This is a genomic window from Laspinema olomoucense D3b, from assembly GCF_025370785.1.
Classification (GTDB): domain Bacteria; phylum Cyanobacteriota; class Cyanobacteriia; order Cyanobacteriales; family Laspinemataceae; genus Laspinema; species Laspinema olomoucense.
In genome coordinates this window covers 252588-269828 of the sequence record NZ_JAMXFA010000002.1, presented here as the reverse complement: position 1 = coordinate 269828, position 17241 = coordinate 252588, and the positions used below count along the sequence as shown (strand labels likewise).

The following is a 17241-nucleotide window of genomic DNA, read 5'->3' as shown; positions in this document are numbered from 1 at the left end:
AATAGAGCAACTGCCAATTTACTCCGCTGAAACCTTTTCCAGGGTTTCTTCCAACGCCAGGGACGAAATGGGTACTTCCTCCACCGTGGGCAATTTTTCCAAAGTCAGGCGAGACTGACTCGACCCGGAAAGTCGCTTCAACAGCTTGGGTTTCGGGTCATAAAGCAGATAAATAATCACATCTCCCGGTTGCCATGCATCGGTTGCCGAGACCACCAAAAGCTGTTTTTCTCGTTCAATTAACAACGGAACTAACTCTCCGGAACTAATCAGCGCTTGCAAATGAGCCTGTTGAAAGGCACAGCTAGGTTCTTTGAGTACCGTTTCTCCCAATTTGACCTGAGAATCGCTCAGATAGTCGTTCCAAGTCTTGAGTTGGAGTTCAGGGATAAAAGCGTGTTGAATTTTATTGGTTTTATTTCCCGTCTTATTCCCTTGCGGGTCTTGGGGAAACAAGGCTAAAACCCGAGGCGGGGAAAACTCCTCAGCGGTGCGTTGCGCCAAGACGCGATTGACCTCTCCATTACTGGTCATCGCCAGGAAAGTCCCCATCGAAGCCAGTCCCGCTTCTTCTAACACTTCCGTATCGAGGGCCGAGCTTAAAAAGACGGGTAAATCTTCTCGTTCCGCTTCCTGACAGGCTTCGGGATTGGTATCCAGAATGACCACGGTTTCACCCCGTTCTTTAAAGAGTCGGGCAATTAAGCGGCTTAAGGGATTAGAACCGACAATCACGGCACCTGTGGCTTTGGTGGACATCAGACCCAGGATTTTGGCGACGGAACGAGCGGTCAGACCTTGCAAAACCACGGTCAAAATAATGGTTAGGAAGACAAGGGCTTTGATGGAGTCTCCCCCGTTAATCCCGCGATCGGTGAGTAAAATTGCAAACAAAGAGGCGATCGAGGCGGAGACAATTCCTTTGGGTGCAATCCAGCTCACAAACAATTTCTGACGCCAGTTAAGCCCACTATTAATCGTACAAAGCCAGACATTAATGGGACGCACGACTAACATCAAAACAGCAACGGTAACGAGACTCCCCCAACCGAGGGCGACCACACTAGCCAGGGATAAATCGGCGGCTAAGAGGATGAATAAAACAGAAACTGCTAAAATCGTCAACTGACCTTTAAACCGGCGCAGCAGTCTTTCATCGGGCACTGCACAAGCTCGTAAGACAATCCCAGCAACTACGGTTGCCATGAGTCCCGACTCCCCTCGGATATTTTGAGCTAGGCCAAATAAGCCCCAGAGTCCAGCTAGGACGACTAGATTTTTCAGGTCATCGGAGAGAAACTGAGCACGTTTCAGGAAATAGCCCAGAGTCCAACCGCCCAAGGCCCCGATCGCACTGCCAATCCCCAGACGAAGGGACAACCCGGCAATCAGCCGGACTGGGTCGGCATCGCCATTTAAAATCACATCTAGGACTAAGACGGCCAGAATTGCCCCTACTGGATCGATGAGTACCCCTTCGCCTTCGAGCAATGCGGCCACGGAACGCTCCACCTGGACCTGTTTGAGTAAGGGTCCGATGACGGTGGGTCCAGTGACGACCACTAAGGCAGCATATAAAAAGGAGATGGACCAGGGAAATTCACTGAACGCATGAGCGGCAATGCCTCCCCCAATCAGGGTAATCAGGGTGCCAATGGTGACGAGGTTCCGCAGACTACCGGAGACTTTATCGAGTTCTTTCAGTTCGAGGTTCAGACCTCCCTCGAACAAGATTAAGGCGACGGAAAGGCTAACAATGACTTCGAGTCCATCTCCGAGGAGGCTCGGATGCAGTAAGCCGAAGCCATCAGGACCCAAGAGAATGCCGAACAGCAGCAGAAAGACGATACCTGGAATTTTCAGGTAGTCCGCCAGAACTTGAGCTCCGATCCCTGCAATAACTGTTAAGACAATCAGCAGGGTAATATCAAAAGGCATTTCCATAGGCTTGTGTGATAAGAGCGAACGAGCTTTCGGTGATTTGGCCCGATCGTCAAATGAGGATGATATGGGGTGTCCTGAGAAGGGGCAAGCTTTCAAAGGGGCGATCGCACCGCATAAAATAGCGATATCCAGCTATTCCCGGGACAACTTTTGGCTCAATTCTGTTTTTAGGCACTCAGGGGCCAACCTTCTATCCTCACAGCCGGTTTTAAATGTGGGAAGTTGATTTGAGTCGAGTTGAGGGCAACCTTCAAACCGGCGGAGGGGATGGGCTTTTTGAGCAGGAAAAACCCTAAGATTGGATTTTGAGTTAGAGATTGACCACCAGGATATCACATCTGTTAGGGTTTCTGGCAAGGGATTAGGATCCGGGGTCAATTTAGCCCGGGTTGGGGGCGATCGCTTACCCCAGTCTCCAGGGGTGAGGTCAAACCCACAGCGATCGCCCCCTCACCACAGACTAAGGGGGCAAGGTTCGGGGCTACTGCTGAGTTTACCGGCCAGCAGTCGCCCAACCCGACTCTGCATCCTAAAGACTCGTAGTTCCCGGGTCTTTATTCTTCGGCAAAGCTGCGATCGACACTTGACAGAAACACAGGTTCCACCCGAATGCCCAAAATCGTAGCGGGTCGCACGACCATATACTCTCCTTGAGCTGTTTTGATCGGCACGTTGATAAACTCTTTTCCGTCGGAGTTGGGGACCAATACCCCTTGATACCATTTCTGGAACTCTTGGATCGTGGAAAAACGCACCTGTTCCTTGTGTCCACCCTCGATCAGGAGGGAAACGCCTATATAATCTGGGGTTCTCGGCATACGGCAAGAATTATCCTCAAAGCACCGAGATTATTATGAGCGTTCAAGGGGGCAATTTCATCGGTGTTTTCAGAAAGTATCCGCATCCCCCAGATTTCCTAGGTCGCCTCAACCTCTACAATGGCCCATTGTGAGCCGTTATCAGAAGGGCTCAACCGGACAAGCAAATCAAGACTCAATTCCTCTAAAACCGGCCAACTCTCCTCTCAGAGGCTCCCCAAGTTGTTCTCTTTCATAAGTTCGTAACTTAACGACTATGGAATCTTTCTAAGTGGGTTCAAAGCGATCGCATTACCCCAAAAAATCCGACCCACAATCTCAGACCTATGCTTTATCTACGTCCAAAAGCAAAATTTGCTTTTGGGTTCACCCTTGCCCGCATTGGACAAGACCGATATAAAAACAACAGCAATTTTACCTTGGACAGAGCATGGGTTGAGGCCGTTCCATCAGCCAGGAAGCCTTATATTTGCTTCCCTTATCACTCCCATTAAAATTCCTGTTCAAATCAAGATTTCATAACAAAACTTTCCCCCTGGGGACAGGTAGATTTACCCAAGCTAGTAAAGGCGCTAGAATGAACCCAAAGTTCTGACCTTCTGACCTCGGAGTTGGCTTATATGGACACAACTGCCCATTCCACTACTGAATCCCTTGACAACTTACCCCGTGAGGTGAGGGTCACTCAACTCCAATATCTGATGCAAACCTTGGAAATCGCCGATCGCATCGCCACCAAAGGCTATCTGATCACGAGTTCCGAACTAGCCGACCTCATGGATGTCAATGCCAGCGCCGTCACCAGTCGCGGTGATAACTGGCCTTGGCGTAACTGGATCGTCTCCCGGGTGCGACGAGAAGGAAACCAAATTCTCTGGCAACTAGAACGAATCGATTTATTTAACGGATCCGCTGAGGATGATGGGGCCGGAGAATAACTCCGAATCAACGATTCGTGATTGGTTTCTCAGTCATTACTCTACTGTCCGGAGTCCTTTGTTCCGGCTTTAGAGTCCAGGGTCAAACCTCATGTTCTTTCTTTACGTTTGATCATGCGCTCATGCCATATCCTCAATCAAAGTTCACCCTGAAGGCCCAGCCTTCGGGGAACCCCTCTCATGGCTTCCAATCAAGTGATGCAAAGGAAGCAGGGGGCTGCTTGTTCCGCAGTGGAATTCCTGCTATTGGGGTCCATACTGTCGTCCACGCCACTGAGTCGGGGTGTGAATCGCGGACAGAATAATTCTCAACACTGCCAGAGGGTCAGCCAGAGGAGACAGCCAAAACAACCAGGCCGCCATTTTTGGGGCCTGGGTCCGGTCATAAGAAGGGGCGATCGCCAAATTCAAAGCAAACCGAATCCCCAACAAAAATAAATTTAACCCCAACAGCAACCGCGACCCTTCCAACCCGAATAACAGATATCCCAACACTACCAACAGCGGCAACCCTTGCACCGCCAGCAAAAACCAAACATCTCCCCAAGTTTGCCCCCATGACGCTGCATCCTTGAGGTCCAAACTCCGCCCCCACTCGCGCCAAGTTTCTGCCGCCCCCTCATACATCCGCACCTTAATCACCTTCGCCCCATCCATAAACCCGACCTTAAACCCAGCTTGGGCAATATTTCGGGCCAAAGTCACGTCATCACAAAACGACTGACGGGCGCTCTGATAACCCTCCACTGCCGCCAACACCGATCGCCGACAGAGGAAACATTGACCATTTGCCATCACCCGTTCTGCCGAACTCGCCTCGGTATTCGTGGGACCAAAGCGATAGACCAGGGTCATTAATAGCGCCGGTTGTAGCACCATTTCCCCCGCCTCTTTGAGAATAAACTGCGGGGAGAAAGAGACCAAATCATACCCTTTTGCCTCTGCCGCCTGCACCACTGCCGCCACCAAACCCGGGTGAGGTTGAGTATCCGCATCGATGCCTAAAAACCAGCGACTCCCGGAGGAACTGGACAGAAATCCATAATTCAAGGCCCAAGGACGGCCCACCCAATCCGGCGGCAAGGGGTCATCAGTCACCAAGCGAATCCGGGGGTCCGTTTCTGCCGCCGCCTTGACTAAATCTTGAGTGCCATCGGTGGAGTTGCTATCCACAATGATAATTTCCCGCACTTCATAACTTTGCCGAGTTAATCCAGCCAGACAGGGGGAGAGGCGATCGCGTTCATTTAAAGTCGGGACCACCACACTCACTGCACCATACATCTCCTGAGTCGGTGTAGTCGGTTCAATCGGAGGCTGCCGAAACGCCCCTTTAATCAGCCGAGAAAGCAGAATCGCCGCCGCAGGCAACTGCAACAGTAACAGAATGGTCGATAAAATAGAGAGTGACAAATCAGACAAAATATGGTATAGAGGCAATTCAGGTAAAAGGGAAGCGATCGAGAGTTACCAGCGATCGGGATATCTCGAACAATCCTTACAGGGTATCACTTTACTGCAATTTGCCGATTATCGCTGAGAGATTGATTAAATTCATCCCTTACAGATTATATAAATTTTTAAACCAATTAATAAATACAGTAGACCTTGGATGGGTGGGATTAAGAATTCGCTCCATAATGGCATTATGTAATTGTCGTCCGGGGGGATGTTGCCATGCCAACCAGGTATAAATATTAGCTTTATCAAGATGAGACTCAATTAATGGAGCACCTTTTGTTTGAGCTTCTTTGACCACTCCTTGAGCATAGTCCCACAAGGGTTCACTCTGTTCGGGAATCAAATAGGATAAAAAAGTTTCTAACATCCCTTGCATTTTGTTATCCGGCATAATCCAGACCCCAAACTTCTTCTCATCAGGCAAGATATGAATTAATCCAGATTCTGGAAGTTCATCAGGTAGACCCGGGATAATTTCCCGACAAGTGTTGCGGATACTCTGCCACCGTCCTGCTGGATTATCATCGGCATCGACCATGATGCCTAAAGCCTCTAAACCGGAACTTTTCAACGCCGTGGAAATTTCATCTGGATTGATTAATTGTTGCCACCCATCGTAAGCTTCAATTTTAACAATTGGATTTTTAGTCGTCCCCCAATCGATGCCATTAGCTTCGATAAGGTAGGGAATAACCCGCTTATCTTGCTCCCCTTCAACAAGCAGCAGATTTTGGTGAATTGTTGCCATACCTAACGAACCTCAAATCCTCGTTCTGCTGCAACTACAATTTCCCGGTCTGTAAAGACTACACTGGTATTTTTACCCCGTTCTATGCGGTGAATTCTAATTCCATGTTTAGCGGATGATTCCTGATTGGCAATTGTGGCGAGACTCATCCAACAATCACTATTATGGGTGGTGGCGAAAACCTGAACATTCAATCGAATCGCGGTTTTCCAAATCATTTCCCACATTTTAGAAAGCGCCGTAAAGTGAAGTCCTGTATCGATTTCATCAATTAATAAAACACCCCCTTCTGCACAGATAGTTGCTAAGGCAATGCCTAAAATCCGCCAAATGCCATCTCCCATACTCCCAATCGGTATCCGGCGATCGCTATCTGAAAGACGCACCACAAATCCCCCCCGTGAGTCTGAATTTCTATTAATTCGAGACCTCACCGACGCAATGCGTTCAATTCTGGGTTCAACAATTTGGAGGGCTTCCTGTACCAGCTTTTCTTCAGGATTTAATACAATTTTTTCAAATAAGTCAATCATCTTTTCTTTGGTTAAAGATGATGAATTTACAAATTGAAGTCGGCTTTTTGGGGGTCCTGAATCACTCAGTCTGCTGGTCTCATAGTGAATAGAATTAACAGGAAGTCCCCCAGAAAATAATAAACTAATTTTGCGTTGTTCGCTTTCTTGTGCCCGATGCCATTTAAGTTGAAACTCTAGTTCATTCCCTTCATCTATTAATAACGCCAACTTATCTAATAACGCCAAATCATTAAGAGGATAGGCTTGATAGCCACCAGGAGGTTCAGGGTCCCTTGGGCCATTTTTGAATCGAACTAATCCTGACAAGGTTTCCGTACTATCTTCCGTAGTTCCAGAAATTGAAAAAACCCGATTGGGTTCAATTTCATGTCCATAAAATAGATGGCGAATTTCAAAAACCCGTTCCCGCTGATTCAAGCCATCCTCTTCCCCCTCTAAATATTCCCCTCTTCTGTTCATCACTTTGATCAGGGTCTCGACCGTCCCCCGAGAGCAGAGCACCTCAACCGCTTCTAAAATAGAGGTTTTACCGCTGTTATTTTCCCCAACTAATAAATTGATTCTACCCAGGTTTTCTAGTTTAAAGGATTGGAATCCTCTAAAATTTTCAATGGCTATGGTTTTAAACATAAATTATAGACAAGGGTCATTGGTCGTTTGTCATGTGTTAGTCAAGAAAGCTAGTTGGTCTTACTGTTGTTGGAACGACGCTCTCTCATCTCTTGCGTTAATCATTTATGAATCAGTTAAATTGATTTTGGCTTTCAAAATAGCGGTGATTTCACGTTCAGGATTGGCTAAATCGAAAGGATAAGGGTAGCGAACTGTTTCAGAATTACGCCGACTGATTAACACTTGCAACGCTTCCCGGAATGCCTCTTCTTCATTTCGATGTTGAGACAGGTATTGTTTGAGTTCAGCATGGGTCATTTGATGTAAATTTTCACTCATAGAACAGCCTGCCAAATCTTCGGTCAATCTACCCCTATCACTGGACTAAAAAAGGTGCGCTATGGTCGGACCATAACACACCTTTAATTTTACAAGCAATGGAGGGTTATTTGGCGGCGACTTCTACGGGGGGTAGGGAGACTTGAGAGAGGGTGTTTGCTGGAAGGGGCTCGATCGCCATCTCGGTTTCTGCTGCTTCCAAAGGAGAGGCAATCCACCATAACACCACTGCCGGAACTACTCCCAGAACCATGCTGAGTAAGGTGGGAATCACGAAGCGGGAATCTAATGCAACTAAGGTGATCACTGCACCAAAGGCAAAGTTAACAATGTAGGTGATTAACGGTAATCCTAACTGTGAACGGGATAATCTAAGTGGTGCTTTACCCCAAAAGAAAGCAGCAACACTCATGAAGATTGCGCCGGTTCCCATCCACCCAGTGAGGTTGCGGTAAGGCATTCCGAAAAAGGCTCCTTCTTCTTGGAATTGCCAGAAGGGGAATTGGGTTTGACTCATGGCGGGGTCGAGTACGAAGTCCCAGGCGGTGAGTAGGAGTGCTCCCAGTGCGATCGCCCCAATTTGTCTAACCCAGTTTGGTAGTTGAATCGATTCTAATCCCGCACGGGCTAAGACGTAGCAGACGAGTCCCATATAAAACCAGGACAGGGGAATGGTAAAGGGGACTAACCCGGCAACTTTATAGCCTAAACCACTCAAATATTGATAGTGTCCGAAGGGGAACCCGGTACTGGTCCCGAGTAGTTCACTCCCGAGGGATAGAACCACCGCAGGAACCATGAAGGTTAACCACAATCGCGTTCCCAATACTCTATAAGCATAAAGGGCGACTGCCGCAGCCCCTAAGATGATATAGGAGACTCCCCCTCCAGCCATGCTCCATTGGAATACTTTCTGGCCGAATTCGGACAGATTGACGATGAATTCGGGATTGGGTAATACCAGCAGCAGTCCGGCAAGTCCAAAGGCCATTGATAGGGTATGGCTAATCAGGCACAGACGTTCAGCAGTTACAAGTTGCTTCATTGGAATCTAAAATATTCTGATATTCAGAAAACGCTTCATATTAGTTTACAAATGTTTAGGAAAAATAGGGTTATGACATTTCAAGGGGATGAGGTCCGGTAGGGGGCAGATTTCCAGCATAAGAGTTGCTGCATCCTAAATATAGGACAAGTCGAGAGAAAAAACGCTAAATGTAGAGAAATTGAGTAAAATTGATGCCTTGTCGGGAAATTATTGCGGTTTTGTCTGGGAAGGGGTGGGGCGTCGGTGGCGGATCCGGAATTAAGCCGATCGCGAGGGAAATATCCGTGGTAAACATTTTTTAGCTTACTTCAGCATGGGATTGCCCGGAATGGACCGGCTGCCTGCTTGAGGTGGAGTCAGCTACCTGCGCGATTTTTGTACATTTTGAGAACAGGGGGAAACTTGTGGCGATCGCAACCACCATCGGAATCACACTCGGCGCGGCAGCATTGGTCCTAGGAACCGCTGCCGCTGCCATCGAATCCCAATACCGCAGAAGACCTGGAAATCAACTAGATTTGACCCCAGGAGAATGGCACGAAGAAGTGTTATCTCCCGAACGGCGTCAACTGATTGGGGAACTGGAACTGATTAACCGCACCTCCACCCTAGAAATTATGGTGCCGGAAGTTCATACGGAGGTCAAACTCCTCTCCGGCAGTAGCCTAGAAGGAATCACCACCCGCACAGAAGTGATTCCCATGCACCCGGACGAAAAAGCTCGGGATGATAACTACTGGTTTGGCTATATTGTCAAAATTGGCAAAAAAACTCGCATGAAAGTGGCGATTGATATTCAGGGACCGAACCTCGATCGCCTAAAAGCTGCCTGGATTGCCATCACTTATGTCACCTACGGACCCGAGGGCCGGATTCCCAAAACCCGCCATCTGGTCGTACCCTTAAAATATCCAGACCCCTCGGAATCTACCAACTGGCGCAAGATTCCCGAAGCCAATGCGGAAATTTTACCCATCAAGACTCATTTATTGACGAACTTGGATGATCCCGTTGATATCGTTAAGCGGTATGTGATGCCTCATGCTCAACCTGGGGATATCGTGACCATTGGGGAAACCCCTGTAGCAATTATGCAGGACCGCTGGCATCATCCCAGTACCGTTAAACCCGGATTTGTGGCAAAACGCCTCTGTTATTACTTCCTGCCTACCTCTAGTTTAGCTACCGCCTGCGGATTGCAAACCTTGGTGGATATCGAGGGACCTGTGCGGGTGGCTTTGGCCTTTTTCATTGGGGCGATCGCCAAAGTCTTTGGGAAACCAGGGGTCTTTTACCAATTAGCCGGAGAACAGGCAAGACTGATTGATGACGTCACCGGGACTCTGCCTCCCTACGATCAATTTATTGTCCTCGGTCCCGATAATCCCCAGCAAGTTGTCGATACCATCAAACAACAGACGGGATTATCTGCTGCTATCGTAGACGTGAACGATTTAAAAGCGGTTAAGATATTAGCAGCCTCCTCCGAGCTTTCTACTGAGATTTTAGAGCAATCCTTACGGAGCAATCCTGCCGGGAATGCCGATGAGCAAACCCCTGTGGTGTTGATTCGTCCGGGCCGGAAATCTTAATCCTAAAACAGCGATGGATTATAACGGAGGAAGGAACAGCGCCGATCTTCTGCCTTCCTCCGTGAGGGGGGCGATCGGGCAGGGTGAAAGATAGCCACCTGTGCTGTTCCACGAGGGTTGCGAAGCCCGGAAAGCTTTTTGCACGGTGCTGTCAAGTAATGTTGAATAAACAGTCCCTCCAAAATGACCTCACACCTGCCCCAAAATCAAACACTGACGATCCGCCCTCTGCAATACCGCGACCTAGAAGCGGTAGCAGAACTCGCTAACGCAACTGAAATTGAGGCGGGCAGTCCCAGCAGTTCTATTGACAATGGGTCCCTGGATATTGGGACTCAAATTGATACGGTTCGCCGCTGGTATTGGCCCCTGAAGTTGCTGAGTGTGTTTCCTAATCCACTCCAAAATCGGTTGTGCGTTCGGGTCGCCCAAGACGATCGCAAAATTCGGGGTGCGATTCAGATTTCCCCGTTTAACCATACCCGCAGCACTTGGCGTGTTGACCGAATAGTAGTCCCTCCGAGTTCGGAAAAATTGGGGATTGGGTCCCAACTGATCCGCCATTGCTTAGAGTCCATCTGGGAAGCGCGGATGTGGCTGCTAGAAGTGGATGTGAATGAAAAAGATGAACTGGCGCTGTATCGGCATAATGGGTTTCAGCCGTTGGCGCAGATGACCTATTGGGCGATCGCCTCGGAATTGTTGGAACAGTTGGCCCAACGGGAACCGGATTTGCCTAATTTGATGCCGGTGAGTAATGCCGATGCTCAACTGCTGTATCAATTGGATACTGCGGCGATGCCGCCTTTGGTGCGTCAAGTGTTCGATCGCCATATCCAGGATTTTCATACCAGCTTGGTGGGTGCTGTCATTCAAGGTGTCCGCCAATGGCTGCATAAAACCGAAACCGTCAGCGGGTATGTTTTTGAACCCCAACGCAAAGCGGCGATCGGCTATTTTCAAGTCCGCCTCAGTCGCAATGGGTCTCAACCCCATGTAGCCGAACTGACGGTGCATCCGGCTTACACCTGGTTATATCCTGAACTGCTGGCTCAAATGGCCCGGATTGTCCAAGAATTACCGCCCCAATCCCTGCTGTTAGCCTCTGCGGACTATCAGCCAGAACGGGAAGAATATTTGCAGCAAGTCGGTGCACAGCGGATTTCCCACAGCTTGCTGATGTCGCGATCGGTATGGCACAAGCTGCGTGAATCTAAGCCCGTTTCTCTGGAATTGCAATTATCCGAGGTCCTGCAAGGCTTACAAGGCACTCGCAAACCCATTCCCAGCCGGATGTCTTGGCTATCCAAACCGCCCTCTCCTTCCGCTGGGGGGAAACCAGAACCCTCCCAATCCTCGCTTGAGGATATTGGTGCCTTGCTCCCCAATGAGCAATTGGATATGACCTTGGATGATGATACCCTGAGTTAGAGTCTGGGTCATTAGTCAGAATCTGGCTAATGACTCGACGGCTAACCCTTGGCCGTTCATGAGGATGAGTGGGGTGCATCTGAGTTAGGCAACCACCACCCCGCCCTACGGGCACCCCTCCAGAGGAGGGGAATTTTCCCCATTCCCCTCCTCTGGAGGGGTGGCAGGCGAAGCCTGACGGGGTGGTGAAGGCTGAGTCGGGGTAGGGGCTGGCTCAACACTCGCAACAGTGAGATGCACCCCATGAGTGAACGCTCAAGTCTGTCAGGTTTAATGAGGGAATGGCACAAAAAATCTCAGCACTTGGATTAGATATTGGTCGCAAACGGATTGGCGTCGCCGGTTGCGATGGGACAGGTTTAATTGCTACAGGAATTACCACCATTGAAGGGAAATCTTTTGCCGATACTCTCAGCCAACTTCAGGCGATTATTGAAGAACGGGGGGTATCGCTGTTAGTGGTAGGATTGCCTTATTCAATGGATGGTTCTATCGGCTTTCAAGCGCGCCAAGTTCAGAAATTTAGCAAACGCCTCTCGGCAGCACTCAATTTACCAGTAGAGTTTGTAGATGAGCGCCTCACTTCCTATTATGCCGAGCAAATGATGATTGAACAAAATGTTTCTCCCTCTCGCAATAAAGGGTTAATTGACCGCAAAGCGGCGGCTTTGATTTTGCAACAATGGTTAGAGGACCGACGCAAAACTATCAAAGTGGAAACTGTAGAACAACCAGAAAACAGTTAATCTCTCGTGACTTGGCTCTGCCGAGTCATGCTTATTGGAGGCTCTGCCTCCTGTATCTACACCTCAATTAGGCGGCAGAGCCGCAAAATGCCCGTGTCACGGCTTCAGCCATGACACGAGAAACAATGTTGATAAATTGGGCTTTAAAGTTCTCCGCGATAGGTAGAAGCCCAACCAAAGAGTTTTCTTAAGCGTTGAGACGGGTTGAATTTAAAAACGCTGGTTTCTCCTTCCGGACGAATGTAAAACGTCCCAAAGTTCTTGAGGGAAACGCTTTCCCCTTGTTTGAGGGATTCATAAATTTCTGCTAGGGTTGCGTCTAATATTTCCTCGATCGCATCCGGTTCTTTCTGAATGCGTTGGGCTATTTTAGTAATCAGTTCTTTTTTGTCAATCGACATTTTTGTAGATTTAGTTCAAAGGATAATCGGTTAAACTGAAAGAAAAATTAAAAGATTACTCGGCGATCACCATCAGGAAATCGTCGATTAAAGAATTGTATCACCTTTTTTTTAGACTTCTGTATGAAACGTTTATTTAACCGTCTGTTGGATTGGTTGCCCAAACTTCCCCTGCAAGTTTGGGTTTTAATTTCTGGTCGGTTGTTGTCGGGAATTGGCAGTGGATTTACGTTGTTTTATGCCCCGATATTTTTCGTCAATGAAGTGGGACTCACTAAAACTGCGGTGGGGTTTGCTTTAGGCATCGGTTCGATCGCCGGAATTGTGGGGCGGATTGTCTGTGGTTCCTGTTTGGATTCACCCCATTGGGGCCGCAAACGCACCTTACTGGGGGCGGCGATTATTTCCGCGATCGCCTCGGCAGTTTTAGCCCTAGCCAATGGCTTTGAAATCCTGGTTTTAGGGAATATTCTCATGGGCTTTGGTATCGGCTTATATTGGCCTGCTACCGAGTCCGTCGTGGCCGATTTAACCACCGGAGGGCAACGCAATGAAGCATACGCAATGGCCCGACTTGGAGATAGTTTAGGATTACAATTGGGGGTAATTTTTGGCGGTTTTTTGATTTCGGTAACTGGTGAATATCGGTTACTTTTTATCATTGATGCCGCCTCATTTGTCTTATTTTTTGTGTTAATTTGGATGGCGATTAAGGAACCTCATCGGCAGGAGATTCCTTCTAAACCGCCCCTACAAGGATGGATGAGTGCCTTGCGCGATCGCACCTTAATGGTGTATGCCTTAGTAAATATTATCTTTACTACCTATATCGCCCAAATTCAAACCACTCTACCTCTATATCTCACTGATTTTGTAAAATCTGAAGACACCGGCAGGGGATTTTCCGCTGGAACAATTAGTGGATTATTTACCTGGCATTTAGCCCTCTGTATCTTGATGCAATTGCCCGTTTCCCGAGTCTTCAAACACTGGCGACATTCCAAAGTCTTGGCAATTTCTGGCATTTTATGGGCAGGGGGATTTATTTTTATTGCCATCACCGGAACGATCGCCACTTCACCGTTAGTGACGGCAACGATCGCCCTCGGAATCCTGGCGATCGCGATCGTGGTTTACAATCCCGCTGCCTCCTCTTTAGTCGCCGAAATGGCCCCGGTTTCTCTCCGAGGCGTCTATTTATCTCTGAACTCTCAATGTTGGGCCATCGGTTATTTTATCGGCCCTATTTTAGGGGGATTTGTGTTAGATTTACCCCGTCCCCTCTCTGATGGATTATGGCCCGGATTGGTGCTTAGTGTGGTGGCAGTAATCGGGATTTTACAGGTTCTTGATCGGATGTTGGTTCAAAGAAAACGGCTGAGTGAAGTGCAAATTTAATCAATCCGAGAACTACCGCAAGTCGTTACTACAAAAAGGGATTCTTTATCTTACTTAGTTCGTAGTAACGACTGCACGTGTTTCTTATCGCCGACGCTGTTGCAACTTGCGATAAACCTCTCGTAAATCGACATTATGTTTGGCTAAGGCAACCATAGAGTGATAGAATAAATCCGCGACTTCCCCCGCGATCGCATCGGCATCATCATCTTTACAAGCCATCACCACTTCCGCTGCTTCTTCCCCAATTTTCTTGAGAATTTTATTATCCCCACCGGCGATTAATCGAGCAGTATAGGACTCTTCCGAGGGATTATCCCGGCGATCGCAAATTACCTCAAATACCTGGGATAGCATATCTGCCGGAGGTGCAGCAATTTGGCCCTCAATTTGATGAAAACAACTGCGTTCCCCGGTATGGCAGGCAATATCACCAATTTGTTCAATGCCGATTAATAGACAATCACTATCGCAGTCATAGCGCAGCGATCGCACCTTTTGGAGATGTCCCGATGTTGCCCCTTTGTGCCACAATTCTTGGCGCGATCGACTCCAATACCAGCATTCCCCAGTTTCCAGAGTTTTTTGCAACGATTCCGCATTCATCCAAGCCATCATCAACACGGTTCCATCCAGATAATCCTGGGCGATCGCCGGAACTAGACCCTGTTCATTATAGCGAATCCGATCCACAGGAATCGCCGTTTTACTGCTTACCATTTCAGTCTCTGACATAACGGTTATGTAAACTTAACATCTTTGATTTTCTGACTCCAACCCTCACCGTAATGCTGAACTTCTAAAAAATTTGCATTTTGCGGCGCAGGCTTATAAACTCGAAAAGTCCGGGCAATTCCCAAAGTGGCTGCACTTTCTAAGGGTCCAAAAAAGCGCGAATCCCGGTCCAAAAAGTACGGTTGATTCGCCCACTGTTCCATTTGAGGCTGATTCAGAAAAAAACAGCCCGAATGGGGATTTTCTGCCCGCTTAACAGTAATGGGTTGACCCAGAACTTTACCTGTTAGCACTAGGTTATCACTAAAATAGTGAGCAAAATTATCTTTTCTACCTGTTTTAAATTCCAACTCCGGGTCAATGTAAAACTTTTTAACCGGCTGTTTTTTCACCCATTCAAATCGATTGGGTTGCAAGACGGCATGATTGCCAATATAGGCAGTAAACCAGGATAACTTTTGGAAAAAATCCGGGTCACTTAAAATAATATCATCTTCCAAATAGCAATAATAATCATAGCCACCTAAATTTTGTTTTAACACCCCCTGACATTCAAACCCCAACAGCATCGGATGACAGGCAAAGGATTGATGGGTATAGGAATCCCCAGTCACCGGCAATTTCTCCAGCAGATGTAACCCCTGAGTAGTGCAGATGATAATCGACAGTTCCACAGAAGTTTCCACATTTGCCGGGAGGGTATATAACTGGTGGTTGTACTGAAAATAGAACTGCGATCGACTATTATAAGTGCCATGTAACGATTCAAGGCACTGGGTCAGCGCTTGAATCCTAGGCTGGGAGTCGGGGCTTAACGATGCATAACCGCCCCCTCCTTCGGGATTAAAAACATGAGGAATCGTCACTAAAACCCGCATAGTCGCTGTCTCTAAAACTCTGTTAACACTGGGTACTCAGGTTTCTGGGTTGGAAGGAGATCAAAGGAACAAGAAAACAGGTTTCAGCGCCCTTGCTTCGGTGCAAAGCCAGTAAAGATTCTGTCAAAAAACCCCGTTTCTAACCACTCTACCAGTGCACTAGCCCTCGGGACTGCGATCGGGGTAGGATTAAACATTATAACTTGGACGCTCCTCTTAAACACTTCCCACCCAAAAGCCGTATTCTAAACAAAGTCAACCGTTAAGCCTCTGGCAAAGGAGACCCTTTGGTTACAACCACCTTCAATACCACAAAATCCGAAGAAATTTTCGCAGCCGCCCAAAAACTGATGCCCGGAGGGGTCAGTTCTCCCGTGCGTGCCTTCAAATCCGTCGGGGGACAACCCATCGTTTTTGATAGAGTCGAAGGCGCGTATGTTTGGGACGTAGACGGAAACCACTACATCGACTATGTGGGAACTTGGGGACCCGCCATCTGTGGACACGCTCACCCCGAAGTGATTGCGGCCCTCCATGATGCCTTAAATAAAGGTACCAGCTTTGGTGCACCCTGTTACCAAGAGAATGTCCTCGCCGAAATGGTAATTGATGCCGTTCCCTGCATAGAAATGGTGAGATTTGTCAACTCCGGAACCGAAGCTTGTATGGCGGTTTTGCGCCTGATGCGTGCCTTCACCGGACGGGAGAAATTAATCAAATTTGAAGGCTGTTATCACGGACACGCCGATATGTTTCTGGTGAAAGCCGGTTCCGGCGTTGCTACCTTGGGACTGCCGGACTCTCCCGGTGTTCCTAAATCTACCACGGCCAATACCCTCACCGCACCCTACAACGACTTGGAAGCTGTTAAAGCTTTATTTGAGCAAAATCCTGGGGAGATTGCTGGGGTGATTTTAGAACCCGTTGTCGGCAATGCGGGATTTATTCCCCCGGATGGTGGATTCCTGGAAGGATTGCGGGTCCTCACCCAAGAACATGGCGCGTTACTGGTGTTTGATGAAGTCATGACGGGGTTCCGGATTGCCTATGGCGGCGCACAGGAAAAATTCGGCGTCACCCCCGACTTAACCACCTTGGGTAAAGTGATTGGCGGTGGATTGCCGGTAGGGGCTTATGGTGGACGCCGCGACATCATGGAAATGGTAGCCCCCGCTGGTCCGATGTATCAAGCCGGGACCCTTTCAGGGAATCCCTTAGCCATGACGGCAGGAATTAAAACCCTGGAATTGCTCAACAAACCCGGAACTTATGAGTATCTGGATAAGATTACCCAAAAGTTGAGTCAGGGATTGCTGAAAATTGCCAAAGAAACGGGACATGAAGCCTGTGGCGGTCAAATTAGCGCCATGTTTGGCCTATTTTTCAATCCCGGACCTGTGCATAATTATGAAGATGCCAAAAAATCCGACTTGAGCAAATTTGCCCGCTTCCATCGCGGAATGTTAGAACGGGGAGTTTATTTAGCGCCTTCTCAATTTGAGGCCGGATTTACCTCTTTAGCTCATACCGATGAAGATATCGATCGCACCTTAGCGATCGCCCATGAGGTCATGTCTAGTCTCTAGCTAATCCCACCCAACCAGATTTTCTGTAGC

General features: G+C 48.3%; 17 protein-coding genes. 6 read left to right on the top strand and 11 right to left on the bottom strand.

Annotated features, from left to right (window positions below):
* Positions 1-18 precede the first annotated feature (18 nt).
* Together NG792_RS02310 and NG792_RS02305 are read right to left on the bottom strand one after the other, a co-directional pair.
* The gene (locus tag NG792_RS02310) at positions 19-1944 is read right to left on the bottom strand and encodes a cation:proton antiporter (protein WP_261234361.1); all 1926 of its coding nucleotides are present in this window, start codon (positions 1942-1944) and stop codon (positions 19-21) included.
* A 554-nt stretch (positions 1945-2498) separates the two neighbouring features.
* Positions 2499-2762 carry a hypothetical protein gene (locus tag NG792_RS02305; RefSeq protein WP_261200239.1) on the bottom strand — a complete coding sequence of 88 codons (264 nt, stop codon included), beginning with the start codon at positions 2760-2762 and terminating at the stop codon, positions 2499-2501.
* Positions 2763-3382: 620 nt separating this feature from the next.
* Between NG792_RS02305 and NG792_RS02300 the strand changes: the two genes are divergently transcribed.
* Positions 3383-3700: a hypothetical protein gene (locus NG792_RS02300; protein WP_317618833.1), complete on the top strand. Its 318-nt coding sequence runs from the start codon at positions 3383-3385 to the stop codon at positions 3698-3700.
* Positions 3701-3943: 243 nt separating this feature from the next.
* On the opposite strand, the gene cruG is transcribed toward NG792_RS02300, so the two are convergent.
* The 6 genes from cruG to NG792_RS02270 all read right to left on the bottom strand — a co-directional run bounded on the left by cruG (position 3944) and on the right by NG792_RS02270 (position 8739).
* The gene (gene cruG, locus NG792_RS02295; RefSeq protein ID WP_261234360.1) at positions 3944-5122 is read right to left on the bottom strand and encodes a 2'-O-glycosyltransferase CruG; all 1179 of its coding nucleotides are present in this window, start codon (positions 5120-5122) and stop codon (positions 3944-3946) included.
* A 139-nt stretch (positions 5123-5261) separates the two neighbouring features.
* Positions 5262-5909, bottom strand: a complete 648-nt coding sequence (locus tag NG792_RS02290) for a DUF3226 domain-containing protein (protein WP_261200241.1) — start codon at positions 5907-5909, stop codon at positions 5262-5264.
* Positions 5910-5911: 2 nt separating this feature from the next.
* Positions 5912-7075, bottom strand: coding sequence for an AAA family ATPase (locus NG792_RS02285; RefSeq protein WP_261234359.1), 1164 nt, complete (start codon positions 7073-7075; stop codon positions 5912-5914).
* Between the two features lie 105 nt (positions 7076-7180).
* Positions 7181-7396: a DUF6887 family protein gene (locus NG792_RS02280; protein WP_261234358.1), complete on the bottom strand. Its 216-nt coding sequence runs from the start codon at positions 7394-7396 to the stop codon at positions 7181-7183.
* 106 nt (positions 7397-7502) lie between these two features.
* A complete protein-coding gene (cruF, locus tag NG792_RS02275; RefSeq protein WP_261234357.1) occupies positions 7503-8441 on the bottom strand; it encodes a gamma-carotene 1'-hydroxylase CruF in 939 nt (312 codons plus the stop codon).
* Positions 8442-8607: 166 nt separating this feature from the next.
* Positions 8608-8739, bottom strand: a complete 132-nt coding sequence (locus tag NG792_RS02270; RefSeq protein ID WP_261200245.1) for a hypothetical protein — start codon at positions 8737-8739, stop codon at positions 8608-8610.
* 109 nt (positions 8740-8848) lie between these two features.
* Between NG792_RS02270 and NG792_RS02265 the strand changes: the two genes are divergently transcribed.
* From NG792_RS02265 to ruvX, 3 genes are all read left to right on the top strand, one after another.
* Positions 8849-10036, top strand: coding sequence for a F420-0:Gamma-glutamyl ligase (locus tag NG792_RS02265; RefSeq protein WP_435387553.1), 1188 nt, complete (start codon positions 8849-8851; stop codon positions 10034-10036).
* Positions 10037-10219: 183 nt separating this feature from the next.
* Entirely contained in the window at positions 10220-11467 is a 1248-nt protein-coding gene (locus NG792_RS02260; protein ID WP_261234356.1) for a GNAT family N-acetyltransferase, read from the top strand.
* A gap of 281 nt (positions 11468-11748) precedes the next feature.
* Positions 11749-12213: a Holliday junction resolvase RuvX gene (gene ruvX / locus NG792_RS02255; protein ID WP_261234355.1), complete on the top strand. Its 465-nt coding sequence runs from the start codon at positions 11749-11751 to the stop codon at positions 12211-12213.
* 143 nt (positions 12214-12356) lie between these two features.
* Here ruvX and NG792_RS02250 read toward each other — a convergent pair whose 3' ends face one another.
* Positions 12357-12614 carry an HU family DNA-binding protein gene (locus NG792_RS02250; protein WP_261234354.1) on the bottom strand — a complete coding sequence of 86 codons (258 nt, stop codon included), beginning with the start codon at positions 12612-12614 and terminating at the stop codon, positions 12357-12359.
* Positions 12615-12737: 123 nt separating this feature from the next.
* On the opposite strand from NG792_RS02250, the gene NG792_RS02245 reads away from it, so the two are divergent.
* Entirely contained in the window at positions 12738-14012 is a 1275-nt protein-coding gene (locus tag NG792_RS02245) for an MFS transporter (protein ID WP_261234353.1), read from the top strand.
* Between the two features lie 84 nt (positions 14013-14096).
* On the opposite strand, the gene hisIE is transcribed toward NG792_RS02245, so the two are convergent.
* Together hisIE and NG792_RS02235 are read right to left on the bottom strand one after the other, a co-directional pair.
* A complete protein-coding gene (gene hisIE, locus NG792_RS02240) occupies positions 14097-14747 on the bottom strand; it encodes a bifunctional phosphoribosyl-AMP cyclohydrolase/phosphoribosyl-ATP diphosphatase HisIE (protein WP_261234352.1) in 651 nt (216 codons plus the stop codon).
* Between the two features lie 5 nt (positions 14748-14752).
* Positions 14753-15625, bottom strand: a complete 873-nt coding sequence (locus NG792_RS02235) for a calcium-binding protein (protein ID WP_261234351.1) — start codon at positions 15623-15625, stop codon at positions 14753-14755.
* Between the two features lie 287 nt (positions 15626-15912).
* On the opposite strand from NG792_RS02235, the gene hemL reads away from it, so the two are divergent.
* Entirely contained in the window at positions 15913-17211 is a 1299-nt protein-coding gene (gene hemL / locus NG792_RS02230; protein ID WP_261234350.1) for a glutamate-1-semialdehyde 2,1-aminomutase, read from the top strand.
* Positions 17212-17241: the final 30 nt, after the last annotated feature.

Bases quoted from the DNA above. Each gene is read 5' to 3' on its own strand.
- NG792_RS02310 (WP_261234361.1), bottom strand. From the start codon at position 1,944: ATGGAAATGCCTTTTGATATTACCCTGCTGATTGTCTTAACAGTTATT.
- NG792_RS02305 (WP_261200239.1), bottom strand. From the start codon at position 2,762: ATGCCGAGAACCCCAGATTATATAGGCGTTTCCCTCCTGATCGAGGGT.
- NG792_RS02300 (WP_317618833.1), top strand. From the start codon at position 3,383: ATGGACACAACTGCCCATTCCACTACTGAATCCCTTGACAACTTACCC.
- NG792_RS02290 (WP_261200241.1), bottom strand. From the start codon at position 5,909: ATGGCAACAATTCACCAAAATCTGCTGCTTGTTGAAGGGGAGCAAGAT.
- NG792_RS02285 (WP_261234359.1), bottom strand. From the start codon at position 7,075: ATGTTTAAAACCATAGCCATTGAAAATTTTAGAGGATTCCAATCCTTT.
- NG792_RS02280 (WP_261234358.1), bottom strand. From the start codon at position 7,396: ATGAGTGAAAATTTACATCAAATGACCCATGCTGAACTCAAACAATAC.
- cruF (WP_261234357.1), bottom strand. From the start codon at position 8,441: ATGAAGCAACTTGTAACTGCTGAACGTCTGTGCCTGATTAGCCATACC.
- NG792_RS02270 (WP_261200245.1), bottom strand. From the start codon at position 8,739: ATGTTTACCACGGATATTTCCCTCGCGATCGGCTTAATTCCGGATCCG.
- NG792_RS02260 (WP_261234356.1), top strand. From the start codon at position 10,220: ATGACCTCACACCTGCCCCAAAATCAAACACTGACGATCCGCCCTCTG.
- ruvX (WP_261234355.1), top strand. From the start codon at position 11,749: ATGGCACAAAAAATCTCAGCACTTGGATTAGATATTGGTCGCAAACGG.
- NG792_RS02250 (WP_261234354.1), bottom strand. From the start codon at position 12,614: ATGTCGATTGACAAAAAAGAACTGATTACTAAAATAGCCCAACGCATT.
- NG792_RS02245 (WP_261234353.1), top strand. From the start codon at position 12,738: ATGAAACGTTTATTTAACCGTCTGTTGGATTGGTTGCCCAAACTTCCC.
- hisIE (WP_261234352.1), bottom strand. From the start codon at position 14,747: ATGTCAGAGACTGAAATGGTAAGCAGTAAAACGGCGATTCCTGTGGAT.
- NG792_RS02235 (WP_261234351.1), bottom strand. From the start codon at position 15,625: ATGCGGGTTTTAGTGACGATTCCTCATGTTTTTAATCCCGAAGGAGGG.